14 protein-coding genes are annotated in these 12267 nt (G+C 68.0%); 1 reads left to right on the top strand and 13 read right to left on the bottom strand.

Annotation, left to right across the window (positions count from 1 at the left end; translation table 11 throughout):
- Window positions 1–56: 56 nt before the first annotated feature.
- From fabG to BDW41_RS17710, 8 genes are all read right to left on the bottom strand, one after another.
- Window positions 57–794 carry a 3-oxoacyl-ACP reductase FabG gene (gene fabG / locus BDW41_RS17675; protein ID WP_074550177.1) on the bottom strand — a complete coding sequence of 246 codons (738 nt, stop codon included), beginning with the start codon at window positions 792–794 and terminating at the stop codon, window positions 57–59.
- A 14-nt stretch (window positions 795–808) separates the two neighbouring features.
- Complete coding sequence (locus tag BDW41_RS17680; protein WP_074550175.1) at window positions 809–1243, bottom strand: phosphotransferase; 435 nt, start codon at window positions 1241–1243, stop codon at window positions 809–811.
- Entirely contained in the window at window positions 1227–3545 is a 2319-nt protein-coding gene (locus BDW41_RS17685) for an MMPL family transporter (RefSeq protein ID WP_110301649.1), read from the bottom strand. Before BDW41_RS17685 ends, BDW41_RS17680 begins: the two co-directional genes overlap by 17 nt.
- A gap of 2 nt (window positions 3546–3547) precedes the next feature.
- Window positions 3548–4195: an outer membrane lipoprotein carrier protein LolA gene (locus BDW41_RS17690; RefSeq protein WP_233496922.1), complete on the bottom strand. Its 648-nt coding sequence runs from the start codon at window positions 4193–4195 to the stop codon at window positions 3548–3550.
- On the bottom strand, window positions 4119–5072 hold the full coding sequence (locus BDW41_RS17695) for an acyltransferase (RefSeq protein ID WP_074550169.1): 954 nt from the start codon (window positions 5070–5072) through the stop codon (window positions 4119–4121). The genes BDW41_RS17690 and BDW41_RS17695 overlap by 77 nt, the downstream gene beginning before the upstream one ends.
- Entirely contained in the window at window positions 5069–5368 is a 300-nt protein-coding gene (locus tag BDW41_RS17700) for a hydroxymyristoyl-ACP dehydratase (RefSeq protein WP_074550167.1), read from the bottom strand. The genes BDW41_RS17695 and BDW41_RS17700 overlap by 4 nt, the downstream gene beginning before the upstream one ends.
- Complete coding sequence (locus tag BDW41_RS17705) at window positions 5365–6090, bottom strand: xanthomonadin biosynthesis protein (RefSeq protein ID WP_074550165.1); 726 nt, start codon at window positions 6088–6090, stop codon at window positions 5365–5367. The genes BDW41_RS17700 and BDW41_RS17705 overlap by 4 nt, the downstream gene beginning before the upstream one ends.
- Window positions 6091–6170: 80 nt before the next feature.
- Complete coding sequence (locus BDW41_RS17710; protein ID WP_074550163.1) at window positions 6171–6440, bottom strand: phosphopantetheine-binding protein; 270 nt, start codon at window positions 6438–6440, stop codon at window positions 6171–6173.
- 91 nt (window positions 6441–6531) lie between these two features.
- Between BDW41_RS17710 and BDW41_RS17715 the strand changes: the two genes are divergently transcribed.
- Entirely contained in the window at window positions 6532–7518 is a 987-nt protein-coding gene (locus BDW41_RS17715) for a pteridine-dependent deoxygenase (protein WP_074550161.1), read from the top strand.
- 45 nt (window positions 7519–7563) lie between these two features.
- Here the strand turns inward: BDW41_RS17715 and BDW41_RS17720 are convergent, their stop codons facing one another.
- The 5 genes from BDW41_RS17720 to atpD all read right to left on the bottom strand — a co-directional run bounded on the left by BDW41_RS17720 (window position 7564) and on the right by atpD (window position 12224).
- Entirely contained in the window at window positions 7564–8115 is a 552-nt protein-coding gene (locus tag BDW41_RS17720; RefSeq protein ID WP_074550159.1) for a hypothetical protein, read from the bottom strand.
- Between the two features lie 42 nt (window positions 8116–8157).
- Window positions 8158–9531: a bifunctional UDP-N-acetylglucosamine diphosphorylase/glucosamine-1-phosphate N-acetyltransferase GlmU gene (glmU, locus tag BDW41_RS17725; RefSeq protein ID WP_074550157.1), complete on the bottom strand. Its 1374-nt coding sequence runs from the start codon at window positions 9529–9531 to the stop codon at window positions 8158–8160.
- Between the two features lie 83 nt (window positions 9532–9614).
- Window positions 9615–10163 carry a TonB family protein gene (locus BDW41_RS17730; protein ID WP_233496923.1) on the bottom strand — a complete coding sequence of 183 codons (549 nt, stop codon included), beginning with the start codon at window positions 10161–10163 and terminating at the stop codon, window positions 9615–9617.
- Between the two features lie 90 nt (window positions 10164–10253).
- Window positions 10254–10679, bottom strand: a complete 426-nt coding sequence (locus tag BDW41_RS17735) for a F0F1 ATP synthase subunit epsilon (RefSeq protein ID WP_074550155.1) — start codon at window positions 10677–10679, stop codon at window positions 10254–10256.
- 132 nt (window positions 10680–10811) lie between these two features.
- Complete coding sequence (atpD, locus tag BDW41_RS17740) at window positions 10812–12224, bottom strand: F0F1 ATP synthase subunit beta (protein ID WP_074550153.1); 1413 nt, start codon at window positions 12222–12224, stop codon at window positions 10812–10814.
- Window positions 12225–12267: the final 43 nt, after the last annotated feature.

Here is a 12267-nt window from a genome sequence, read left to right on the forward strand (position 1 = left end):
GAGAAGAGCACGCCGCTCTCTCTGTTTTTCTCACTCCTCTTCACTCACTCCTGCCCTCAAGCCATGCCGCCGTTGACGCCGATCACCTGGCCGTTGATGTAGCCGGCTGCGTCGGAACACAGGAAGGCCACCAGGGCCGCCACTTCCTCCGGCTTGCCGGCGCGCTGGGCGGGCACGATCTCGCGGATGCGTTCCGGCGGGAAATCCTCGCCGATCATGCGCCCTTCGATCACGCCGGGGGCCACCACGTTGGCGGTGATGCCGCGCGAGGCCATCTCGCGCGCCAGCGAGCGGGTGGCGCCGTGCAGGGCCGACTTCGCCGCCGCGTAATTGGCCTGTCCGCGATTGCCGAGCTGCGCCGCCACCGAACTCACCGACACGATGCGCCCGAAGCGCGCGCGCGCCATCGGCAACAGCAGCGGCTGGGTGACGTGGAAGAAACCGTGCAGGGAAACATCGATCACGCGGCGCCACGCGTCTTCCGACATGCCCGCCATCGGGCTGTCTTCATGCACGCCGGCATTGTTGACCACGGCGTGGATGGGGCCGTCGGCCAGCAGGGTTTCCAGCGCGTGGCGCGTAGCGGCGCCATCGGTCACGTCGAAGGCGACGGCCTGCGCGCTGCCGCCTGCGTCGCGGATGGCCGCGGCCACGTCGTCCGCGCGCGCCAGGCCGGCGTTCGCATGCACGATCACGTGATAACCGCCGGCCGCGAGCGCGCGCGCGATCGCCCCGCCCAGGTCGCCGCTGCCGCCGGTCACCAGCGCGCGACGGGGAGAATGAGCCTGTGACATGGCGACCTCGCTGATCAAAGAGCGGGATGAATGACGGCAGCCCTGCCGCTCACCAGCACGCGGCCGTTCTGCTCCACGCGGAACGCGTACTGCGCGCCAGCCGGCTCGGCGTAGAGGCTTTCCGCATGGACGTCCAGACGGCCGCACGCCGGGTCGACATATTCGACCGCCAGCGATACGTCGCGCAGGCTCACCAGTCGTCCCGGCCGCGCCTTGGTCTCACCCTGCTCGCGTGACAGCAGGGCGCCGTGCACGGCCATCGCCTGCGCGCCGTACTCGGCCAGATGCACCGCGTGCAGGCCATCGGGCCCGCGCAACGGATGATCGGCCAGCGCGTGGCTGTCAGCCACGGCGTGGATGGTCGTTTCGTCCCACGCCGCCACGCTGTCGAGCAGGCACATCGCGCCCTGGTGCGGAATGAGTCGGGCCCAGTCAGTCTTGGCGAGCATGCGGAGCCATCAGGATCGAAAGACAGAAATGGAAGGCCACGCCCAGGCTGACCGTCAGCCCGATGGCGCGCAGCACGGGAATCGTGCTCCAAGCCAGCATGCCGAACACCAGCAGGGCGGACAACACGCACACCAGCGTGGCGTGCAAGGTGCGGCGCTGCTCGGCCGCATCGCCGGTGTCGCGCTCGAAGAACAGCGCGTAGTGCAGGCCCAGGCCGGCCGCGAGTATCAACGCGACCAGATGGAACAGCGACACCTCCACGCCCGCGACGCGCTCCACCGCCAGCACCAGGAAGGTCGCCAGCGTCATCGGTGCAAGCACATGCCACGCGCGCCGGAAACTGCGCAACGCGACGACGATGGCCACCACCAGCAGCACGGTGGCGCCGAGCAGCGCGTGCAGGATGCGCGTGCGGTAATCGACCACCAGGGATTCGGCGGCGCTCTTCAGATCGAGCAACCGCACGGCGCCACCGCTGTCGCGCGCCAACGCCTGCAAGGCGTCCACATCGTGCACGCCGCTCAGCGTGCCCAGGCCCAGCCAATGCCCATCGCGCTGCGCCAGCATGCCGGACAGGCGCTGGCCCAAGGGCGACGAGGCGAACCGCTGCGGCGTGAGCAACGGCAGTTCGCGCGCTTTCTGCACGTCATCGACAAAGGGCTTGAACAGACCCGGCTGGAACGGCATGCCTTGCTCGGCCTGCTCCAGCGCGGCGTCGAGCGCCGGGCGCGCCGGCAAGGCCTGCTGGCGCGCGCGCTGCACCGCCTCGCTCGGCAGGTAGCGCGAGGGCAGTTCCACGGCGTCCACCGCGTGACGCGCGACCAGGGCGTCCAGCGCAGGCTCCATGCGTTCCGAAAGCGCGAGCACGCCCTGCGCGTCGGCTGCCTGCAGCACCAGCAGATAGCGCACGTCCGGCGCGCCAAGTGCTTCGCGCAGACGCGCATCGCGCATCAGCAGATCGCGCGGCAAGGGCGTCAGAGCCGACAGGTCGTTCTGCCAGAACAGACCTTGCGCGAACGCCAGCATTAATACGGTGGCCACGGCCACCAGCGCGGGAATCCAGCGCGGGCGCGGCAGATGGTCCACGATCCGCCGTGCGCGCACGAGCCAGCCCATCCCGGCCACGTCATGCACGCGCGTGGGCAACAGGTACGGCAGCAGGTAACGCGTGCTGAAACCCGCCACCAGCAATCCCGTGACAGTGAAGACCGCCAGCTGGCGAAGCCCGTTCACGCCTGATGCGAAGAAGGCCAGATAGGCAATGCACGCCGACGCGATGGCGGTGAGCAGCAATGGCCACAGATCGCGCACGCTCTGTACCGCGCTCTCGTCGGCGCGGCGATGGCTGAGCACGCGGATCGGGTATTCCTGCGCCACGCCGAGCAAGGTGAAACCGAAGGCCAGCGTGATGCCATGAACCTGGGGAAACAGCGCGATCAAGGCTGCGATGCCGGCCAGCGCGGCGCTGGCGATGGGCAGCGCCGAGAACAGCAACGAACCGATGCTGCGGTACGCCAGCAACAGCAGCACGATGAAACCTACGGTGGAAATGCGGCCGATCCACTCGGCCTGGCCGCGCGTCTGCGCATTCGCGACCACGCTGAAATAGCCCGGGCCACTCACGACCACCGAGGCGCCCGCATGATCCGGCAGCGCGTCGAACGCGCGATGGATGCCATCGATGGCGTCGGCCTGCGCATCCGGATCGAAACCCGGCGCCCGGGTCAGCACCAGCAGCAGGGCTTCGTGCTCCGGGGAGAACCACACGCCCTGCACGACTTCGGGCGACTTGGGCGGCGACCAGCGCTCGGCCAGCTTGAGCACTTCCAGCGTGGGATCGCGCGGCAGCAGGCCCTTCAACAGGCTCGCGGCCGGCGAGGACAGATCGTCCAGGCGCTGCTCCAGCTGATCGCGCAGATAGGCGGCATCCAGGCGCTGGTGATCCAGCGTGGGCGACAGCAGGTAGCGATAAGGCAGCAGGGCATCGTCGAGCTCACCGATGTCGAAGCTGCCATTGAGCACTTGGCTATAGCGCGCGTCCTTGCGCAGCGCGGCCGAAAGTTGCTGGCTCAGGTTGGCCAACTGCTCGTCGGATTTGCCGGCAATCGCCAGCAGCAGCAGGCGCGAGCCGGGACCCTCGCCCACCTGTTCCATCAGCAGGCGTTGATCCGGCGTGGTCGGCGCGGGCATGAAGCTGCGCAGGTCGGTGCTCACCGTGAGGTGCTTCACCACGAACACGCCCAGCAAGGCCAAGGCGGCCAGCCACAGCACCAGCAGGGTCACACGCCCGGGGCGACGCACCCTCAGCCGCCTCCGCAAAGCGACGCCAGCGCGTCGCGCGTGGGCGCGTCCGGCATCTTCGCCGCGTAGGCGCCGAGCAGATCGATGGCCACGTCGCCATCGGCTTCCTGCATGCGCATGCAGTGCGGCTCGTTGCCACTGCCATCGATGTCGATGCGGCTCACCGTCTGCGCGAGCTTGGCGTCGCGCGGTGTCAGGGTCAGCGTCCAGTGCCCGCCGCCATCGGCGTGGTGCTCGACCACGAAGGCCTGCTCCAGCCGTGACGCGTCGCCGCCAAGCAAGGCAACGAAGCTGTCGAGCAGCAGCTGCAGCTGCGGCGCGCGTTTCAGGGAGAAGCTGCGCGTGGAACGGCCCTCGCGCTGCTGCGTCACTTCGCCGTTGGCGATGGTCGACACTTCGCGGTTGGGGTGCTCGACGGAACGCTCCAGGCGATCTTCGCCCAGCCACGCGAGTTGGCCCGACACCACCAGTGGCTTGTCGAGCATCTTCATGAAGCGCGCTTCGGCAAACGGCGTGCGCGCCGGCGCCGGCCGCCCCAGCGAGGCCACCAGCGCGCGCGTGGTGGCGGCGTCCTCAGGCGCCGACGCGTTCGCGCACAGCGACAGCATCAGGCCGCACAGCAGTATTCGCGTCTTGCTGCCAGAAGTCATAGAAGTTGAACCAGTTGTAGGGAGCGGCGTGGATGTAGTGCTCCACGCGACGGGCGAAGCGGGCCAGCACGGCATCCAGCGCCTGGGCGCGATCCTGCCGCGGAATCTCGATGCGCTCGGCGAAGGGCTCGAAGACGAGGCGATAGCGGTTGCCGCCTTCGTACAGGCCGAAGCACAGCATCACCGGCGCGCGCAGGGTGTGCGCGAGCAGCCACGGCCCCACCGGAAACGGCGCGGGCTCGCCCAGCAGCGGCACGCGCCGCAGCACTTCGTGCTCGCGGCCGCGATCGGCCAGCAAGGCCACCATGGCGCCTTGCTCGCAGGCTTCGGCCATCGCCAGCGCGATCGACGCGCCGCCCTGCGACGCATCGATGACCTGGGCGCCCACGTCCGGCGCCAGGGCTTCGAGCAGTTCGGTCATGGCCGGCGTCTTCTGCTTGTCCAGCACGACGCGCAGCGGAATGTCGGGACGACGCGAACTGATGGCGCGCAAGGCCTCAAAACTGCCCTGATGCGTGCCCAGCAGCAGCAGGCCGCGGCCCTCGGCCAGGCAGGCTTCCAGCACATCCAGCCCTTCCACGGTGACATCGAAGTTCTTCTCGCCGTGGGCGAGCAGGAAGATGCGATCGAGGATGGTGGCCGCGAAGCAATGGATGTGCTTCATCACCTGCCAGGGCGTGACCGGCTTGCCGAGCACGCGCTCGAGGAAACTGCGCGATGCGCGGCGTTCGGGCCCGCGGCGCAGGTAGAAGTACAGCGTGATCGGATAGAGCAACACGCGTCCGAGCGGACGGCCGCCGCGCAAGGCGATCGTGCGGATCAGCCACAGCGCGAAGCGTCCGCCGCCTTCCGGGCGGCTTTGCCAGTGCTCGGTCATGGCGCTCCCTCGATGGTGCCGCGAGCGAGCAGTTCGTCGCCGCGGCGTATCTCGAAGCGCACGCGTCCGTTCGCATCGGCGAGCGCGATCCGCGCCTCGTGCTCGGGCAGCAGCGGCGCCACGAACTTCGCTTCCACCACGCGGGCCAGGCGTTCGCCACGCCACTCGCGCAGGGCCAGCGCGACCTGCTCCAGCAGCATCACGCCAGGCACCAGCGGCGAGCCTGGAAAGTGTCCGGGCAGGCTGGGATGATCGGCCGCCACGCGGAACACGCGCTGATAGGTGGCATGGCTCATGGCGAGGCGGGATCCTCGCCGCGCACCAGTTTCGGCCAGCGCGTGGCCACACCCAGCACCAGCTCGTGCAGGCTGGGATGATGGACGTGGCGCAGATGCCAGCGCCGGAAAACATGCTCGAGCAGAAAGGCGCTGGCGATCAGCATGTAACCGCCCACGTGCGCATACGACTGCGCAAGCTCCGCCGGCACGGGCCACGGCGTGGCGACACCGAGCGTGCTGAGCAGGCCGCCGGGCTCCGCACAGAACAGCAGCACCGTGAGCACCAGCGCCTGCGCGGCCGTGAGCAAGGTCCAGAACCAGGTGAGGTGGCGCGCGTAGTCGGCCACGCCACGCACGCGCAGGCGCTCGGGGCCTTCCAGCGCTTCGATGATGCGTGCGATCAGCGGCGCATGGCCGGCGCGCAGGCTGCGTCCGAACAGGCAGGCCAACAGCACGTTGATCGCGATGGGCACGCATTCCAGCAACAGGCCGGCCATGCCGTGCAGGCCCAGCCATGCCATGGCCGCCAGCGCGCCGAGCCACCCGGCCCACGGCAGCGGCCGCCGCGAGGACAGCGCAGGCACCATCAACACCGTGAGCAAGAGCGCGCACGCCGCCAGCGAAAACCCTTGCCGATGCGTCAGCACGCCCGCCATCGCCAGCACCGGATAGCCGAACATCAACGGCAACCAGCGCCGCGATGTCGAAGTCGGTGTTGAAGAAGCGGAGGATGACGACATGGGTGATTCGTCCGGTCGGGCGACGATGGGGCAGACGCTCATAGTCTGCCGCGCGCGCAACCCATCATGCCCGATCTTGGTTAAACGGCGCGGTGCTGCTCGATGTGCTCGGACAGCGTGCGCAGACTGGTGAAAATCTTGCGATTCTCGGGATTGTCCGAACGCAGCTGGAAGCCGTAGCGCTTGGATACCGCCAGGGCGATTTCGAGCGCGTCGATCGAATCCAGGCCCAGATCGCCGCCGAAAAGCGGTGCATCGGGGTCGATCTGGTCGGCCGTGACGGTTTCCAGATTGAGGCTGTCCACAATCAGGGTGGCCAGTTCGTGTTGTGCGGTGCTCTGCTCGGCCATGCCGTTTGATACCCGGATACTTGCGCCTCTCCCCCAGTGGCGCCGGCCGGCCAGTGTAACATAGCGGCCCCGTTTCTCCGGTTGGATGCCGATGGTTCAGGGTTGTGAAAACGTCAGGCCGGCGCTGCGCCGCGCGCCACGGGTGTCCTATCGTTGGGCCGATCCCGAGCAGATCCTGCAGGAAGCGGGCACGCTGGCCGTGTTCGGCTTCGGCACCGGCGCGCCGCACAGCGACGACCCGCGCTGGCTCGGGGTGGACCTGGAAAGCTTCGACGCCCCCACGCCGCTGGAGGTGTGGAAGGTCGACGGCCCGGTAAGCCATGGCCGCCTGGGCGACCTGCAGTGGTCCAGCGGCGATGGTTGGCTGTTCGCGGCCATCACGCTGGACGAAGCCGTCCATGGCGGCCCGTGCGCCACGGCAGTGTCCGCCTATGCCCAGCTGTGCGACTTCGTCGTCACGCGCCGCGAGCGCCACGTGCAGCGCATCTGGAATTACCTGGGCGACATCAACCAGGGCGAAGGCGACGGCGAGCGCTACAAGCAGTTCTGCGACGGGCGCGCCGAGGGCATGGGCAACGCCTTCGCGGAGGGCTTTCCCGCCGCCACCGCCATCGGCCATCACGCCACGGCGATGCGCCTGCAGGTTTACCTGCTGGCCTGCGACGAACCCGGCGAGCGCGTGGAAAATCCCCGCCAGGTCAGCGCCTGGCGCTACCCCCGCCAGTACGGTCGCACGCCGCCCAGCTTTGCCCGCGCCATGGCGCTGCCGGCCCAGGACGCGCTGGCCATCTCCGGCACCGCCGCGGTGGTCGGCCACGCGTCCGCCCATCAGGACGACCTGCTGGCGCAGCTCGACGAAACGCTGGTCAACCTGGAAACGCTGCTGGCCAGCGCGGGCATGCCCAGCGGTTTCGATACGCAGTCGCCGCTGAAGGCTTATGTGCGGCACCCGACCGATGCCCCCGCCGTGCACGACTTCCTGCAGCGCCGACTGCCGGGCGTGCCCGTGTTGCTGCTGCACGGCGATGTCTGCCGCAGCGAACTGCTGGTGGAGATCGACGGCTGGCGTTACGCCTGAGCCGAGCTCAGGCTGGCTGTCAGTTCGGCGCCATGACGTCCGCCATCAGGAAGCGGGCGAGCTTGCGTACGTCGGATCCAGATGCTTCAGGAAGTCGCGCACCTGCGCGTCGAGATACGGATTGGCGGCGCCATGGTCGCGGTCGGCCATGTCTTCCTTGCGCCAGGTCATCGACTTGAGCAGCTTGCCCGTGGCCGCGTCGAACACGTGGACGTTCGCGACGTAGCTGATCAGCGGCAGGCCGGTGGCTCCGCTGACAAGGGAATTGCTGACCGATCCCATTTCCGGCGCATAGCGCACGGTGACGCGGTAAGGAGTGTCTTCTGCCGGGTCCTTCGCCATGTCGGCAGGAAGGCTGGCCGCCTGCTCGGGCGTCACCGTGTGCACGTTCACGCCGCGATCGTCGGCCCAGCGGCCGAACATGCGCTCGATGATCCCGCAATCGACCGACTTGCTGACGCAGGCCAGGTAGAAGGCGAAGCGCGGTTCGCCATGGTCGGTGAACAGTTGCACGCTCGAACCTGCATGCGCCTTGGCGGCGATGCCCTGCCATGCCAGTAAACCCAGGATGCCGATGAGGATCGCCCGACTGCGCATGCGCTGCTCCCTGTGCCGTGGATAGCCGCCGTGGCGGCGACCTTACTTCTGTTTGGTGGGCCTGTGCCAGCCGGTGAGCGTGACCTGCTTGGCGCGCGCCAGCGTCAGTTCGCCGGCCGGCGCGTCCTTGCCGATCACCGAGCCCGCGCCGATGGTCGCGTCCGCGCCAATGTTCACCGGCGCCACCAATGCGCTGTTGGAGCCGATGAAGGCGCGGTCGCCGATGGTGGTGAGGTGCTTGTTCACGCCGTCGTAGTTGCAGGTGATGGTGCCGGCGCCGATGTTCACGCCGCTGCCGACGACGGTGTCGCCCAGGTAGGTGAGGTGATTGGCCTTGCTGCCTTCGCCCAGGCTGGCCTTCTTGGTCTCGACGAAGTTGCCGATGTGCACGCCTGCCGCCAGCTCGGTGCCCGGACGCAGCCGCGCGAACGGCCCGATGATGCACGGACCATGCGTCACAACGCCTTCGAGGTCGCAATGCGCCTGCACCACGGTGCCTGCGGCCAGGCTCACGTCCTTCAGGCGCGTGAACGGCCCGATCCGCACGTCGTCGCCCAGCGTCACCTCGCCTTCGAGAATGACGTCGATGTCGATCTCCACGTCCAGGCCGGCGTGGACCTTGCCGCGCACGTCGATGCGCAACGGATCGCAGATGCGCACGCCTTCCAGCGCCAGCGCTTTCGCGTTGCGCGCGCGGAACTCGGCTTCGAGCTCGGCCAATTGCCAGGGATTGTTCGCGCCGGCAGCCTCGAATTCGTCCGCGCACTCCACGCAGGCCGCCGCGCGGTTTTCCTCGGCGGCCATGGCGAAGATGTCGGTGAGGTAGTACTCGCCCTGCACGTTGTTGCGGTCGAGCCGCGAGGTCCAGCGCTTCAGCGCGTCGGCTTCGGCGGCGACGATGCCGGTGTTGATCAGGTTGATGGCGCGCTGCGTGTCGTCCGCGTCCTTCTCTTCCACCACGGCACGCACGAAGCCGTTGCCGTCGCGCAGGACGCGGCCGTAGCCGAACGGTTGTGCCACGCGCGTGGCGAGCAGGCTCACGGTGCCTTCGGCGCGCACCAGTTTCTCCAGCGTCTGCGCGCGGGTCAGCGGCACGTCCCCATACAGCACGAGCACCGTCGCGTCGTCCGGCACGTCCAGCAGCGCCTCGCGCACGGCATGCCCCGTGCCCAGGCGCTGGGATTGCAGCACCCAGCGCAGATCGTCCTGCCCTTCGAACGCAGCCCGCACCTGGTCGCCGCAATGGCCGTAGACCACATGGACCGCCTGCGGCTGCAGGGCGCGCGCCGCTTCGAGCACGTGGGCCAGCAGCGGGCGCCCCGCCAGCGGCATGAGCACCTTCGCCTTCTTCGATTTCATGCGCTTGCCCTCACCGGCGGCGAGGACGATGACGTGGAGCGGGGCGTTCTTGGGCATGAGTCGAGCCTGTGTTCGGTTAGCGGCGGAGGATAACAGCCAGCGCGCGCGTCCCCAGGGGCCTGAGGAGGCAGATCGTCTGGCTATTTCGGGCTATGCGGCGACGCCGAGGCATCCGTGACCGGCTTGCCGTCCTTCCAGGCAAAACGAAATACATAGTCCATGCTGAACGGACGCGTTTCGCTGCCCACCACGTGTGTGTTGCCGCCGGCATCCGCCGCCCATTGATTGACGCGCAGCGGCTCGAAGCGCCATTGCATGACGGCGGCGCGCACCGCTTCGTCGAACAGGCGTGTATCGGCATCCGCCGGCGCTTCGCCGGCCATGCGCACTTCGGAAACGCGGCCTTGCTCGTCAACGATCAACCGCGCCAGCACTTCACGGGGCGGCAGCCGCCGGTCGAGCAGCGAGGGCGGATAGACCGGCGCCGGCTGCTCGCGCGGGACCGCGCCGGTCGACACCTGCCCAAGGGCGAGCGGGTAATGCTGAAGATCGTTCCTGGCGACACCTTGGGTGCCCGGCCTGGACGGGCCCGCGGGCGGCGTACTCGCACAGCCCGCCAGGCCCATCGCCAGCAAGGCGGGCCAAAGGAACAGGCGCCTCGGCCAGCCCACGATGCGCTTCACATCCATGGCGCAGCCTCCGTGTCGGGAGGCGGCAGCATAAACAAAAACGCCGGCACGAGGCCGGCGTTCCGTGGGTTGTTGCCCGGGCAAGTCCGCTCAGTGCTTGAGCGTCTTGCGCAGGCGTTCCAGCGCCTGCAGCTGGGTGATGGCTTCGGCCAGCTTGGCCTGCGCCTCGGCGATCTCGACCGCGTCGGTGCGGTTGGCCAGGGCGTCCTCGGCTTCCTGCTTGGCGCGCTGGGCGGCGGCTTCGTCCAGGTCGGACGCGCGCGCGGCGGTATCGGCCAGCACGGTGACGACCTGCGGCTGCACTTCCAGGATGCCACCGGACACCCAGAACTGCTGACGCTCGCCATTGCCCAGCACCACATCGACGTGGCCCGGCTTGAGGCGGGTGATCAGCGGCGCATGGCGGGGCGCGATGCCCAGTTCGCCCATCTCGCCGGTGGCGACCACCAACTGCGCGTCGCCCGAGAAGATCTCGGCTTCGGCGCTGACGATGTCGACACGGAGGGTATGACTCATGGTTTTGCTCGCTTTGCTCGCTTTGGAGGGAATAGGGAATGGGGATGAAGGGAATCGGAAAGAGCGGCCGCGTGTGAGCGCTGGGCTTTTGCTATTCCCTATTCCCGATTCTCCATTCCCTGAAAGCAGCCGTTAGGCGGCTTTCTTCGCACCCATTTCCTCGGCCTTCTTGATGGCCTCGTCGATGCCGCCGACCATGTAGAACGCCTGCTCCGGCAGGTGGTCCACTTCGCCGTCCACGATCATCTTGAAGCCGCGGATGGTTTCCTTCAGCGGCACGTACTTGCCCGGCGAGCCGGTGAACACTTCGGCCACGTGGAATGGCTGCGAGAAGAAGCGCTCGATCTTGCGGGCGCGCGACACGGCCTGCTTGTCGTCTTCCGACAGTTCGTCCATGCCCAGGATCGCGATGATGTCCTTGAGCTCCTTGTAGCGCTGCAGCGTGCCCTGCACGCGACGGGCCACGTCGTAGTGCTCGGCGCCCACGATGCCCGGATCGAGCTGGCGACTGGTGGAATCCAGCGGATCCACGGCCGGGTAGATACCCAGCGAGGCGATGTTACGCGACAGCGTGACGGTGGAGTCCAGGTGCGCGAAGGTGGTGGCCGGCGACGGGTCGGTCAGGTCGTCCGCGGGCACGTACACGGCCTGGATGGACGTGATCGAACCGGTCTTGGTCGAGGTGATGCGCTCCTGCAGCACGCCCATTTCCTCGGCCAGCGTCGGCTGGTAACCCACGGCGGACGGCATGCGGCCCAGCAGCGCGGACACTTCGGTACCGGCCAGCGTGTAGCGGTAGATGTTGTCCACGAACAGCAGCACGTCCTTGCCCTTGCCGTGCTCGTCCTTCTCGTCGCGGAAGTACTCGGCCATGGTCAGGCCGGTCAGCGCCACGCGCAGACGGTTGCCCGGCGGCTCGTTCATCTGGCCGTACACCATGGCCACCTTGTCGAGCACGTTGGAGTCCTTCATCTCGTGGTAGAAGTCGTTGCCCTCGCGGGTACGCTCGCCCACGCCGGCGAACACGGACAGACCCGAGTGCGCCTTGGCGATGTTGTTGATCAGCTCCATCATGTTCACGGTCTTGCCCACGCCGGCGCCGCCGAACAGGCCGACCTTGCCGCCCTTGGCGAACGGGCATACCAGATCGATGACCTTGATGCCGGTTTCCAGCAGCTCGCTCGAGGTCGCCTGGTCGGCGTAGCTCGGGGCTTCGCGGTGGATGACCCAGTGATCCTTGGTGTCGATCGGGCCGGCTTCGTCGATGGGGTTGCCCAGCACGTCCATGATGCGGCCGAGGGTCGGCTTGCCGACCGGCACCTTGATGCCTTCGCCGGTGTTGCGGGCCACCAGGCCGCGCTTGAGGCCGTCGGTGGAACCGAGGGCGATCGTACGGACGATGCCGTCACCCAGCACCTGCTGGACTTCCAGCGTGATGTCGGTGCCGTCGATCTTCAGCGCGTCGTAAACCTGCGGCACCTGATCGCGTGCGAACTCCACGTCGATGACCGCGCCGATGATCTGTACAACTTTGCCCTGGCTCATGGATGTGCTCCGGATGGATCTTTTAGTGTTTGGACTACTCGCG

This window comes from Dyella sp. AtDHG13 (assembly GCF_003201105.1).
Taxonomy (GTDB): domain Bacteria; phylum Pseudomonadota; class Gammaproteobacteria; order Xanthomonadales; family Rhodanobacteraceae; genus Dyella; species Dyella jiangningensis_B.

Bases quoted from the DNA above. Each gene is read 5' to 3' on its own strand.
- BDW41_RS17715 (WP_074550161.1), top strand. From the start codon at position 6,532: ATGGTTCAGGGTTGTGAAAACGTCAGGCCGGCGCTGCGCCGCGCGCCA.
- BDW41_RS17680 (WP_074550175.1), bottom strand. From the start codon at position 1,243: ATGCTCGCCAAGACTGACTGGGCCCGACTCATTCCGCACCAGGGCGCG.
- glmU (WP_074550157.1), bottom strand. From the start codon at position 9,531: ATGCCCAAGAACGCCCCGCTCCACGTCATCGTCCTCGCCGCCGGTGAG.
- BDW41_RS17710 (WP_074550163.1), bottom strand. From the start codon at position 6,440: ATGGCCGAGCAGAGCACCGCACAACACGAACTGGCCACCCTGATTGTG.
- BDW41_RS17700 (WP_074550167.1), bottom strand. From the start codon at position 5,368: ATGAGCCATGCCACCTATCAGCGCGTGTTCCGCGTGGCGGCCGATCAT.
- fabG (WP_074550177.1), bottom strand. From the start codon at position 794: ATGTCACAGGCTCATTCTCCCCGTCGCGCGCTGGTGACCGGCGGCAGC.
- BDW41_RS17690 (WP_233496922.1), bottom strand. From the start codon at position 4,195: ATGACTTCTGGCAGCAAGACGCGAATACTGCTGTGCGGCCTGATGCTG.
- BDW41_RS17735 (WP_074550155.1), bottom strand. From the start codon at position 10,679: ATGAGTCATACCCTCCGTGTCGACATCGTCAGCGCCGAAGCCGAGATC.
- BDW41_RS17730 (WP_233496923.1), bottom strand. From the start codon at position 10,163: ATGGATGTGAAGCGCATCGTGGGCTGGCCGAGGCGCCTGTTCCTTTGG.
- BDW41_RS17705 (WP_074550165.1), bottom strand. From the start codon at position 6,090: ATGTCGTCATCCTCCGCTTCTTCAACACCGACTTCGACATCGCGGCGC.
- atpD (WP_074550153.1), bottom strand. From the start codon at position 12,224: ATGAGCCAGGGCAAAGTTGTACAGATCATCGGCGCGGTCATCGACGTG.
- BDW41_RS17720 (WP_074550159.1), bottom strand. From the start codon at position 8,115: ATGCGCAGTCGGGCGATCCTCATCGGCATCCTGGGTTTACTGGCATGG.
- BDW41_RS17695 (WP_074550169.1), bottom strand. From the start codon at position 5,072: ATGACCGAGCACTGGCAAAGCCGCCCGGAAGGCGGCGGACGCTTCGCG.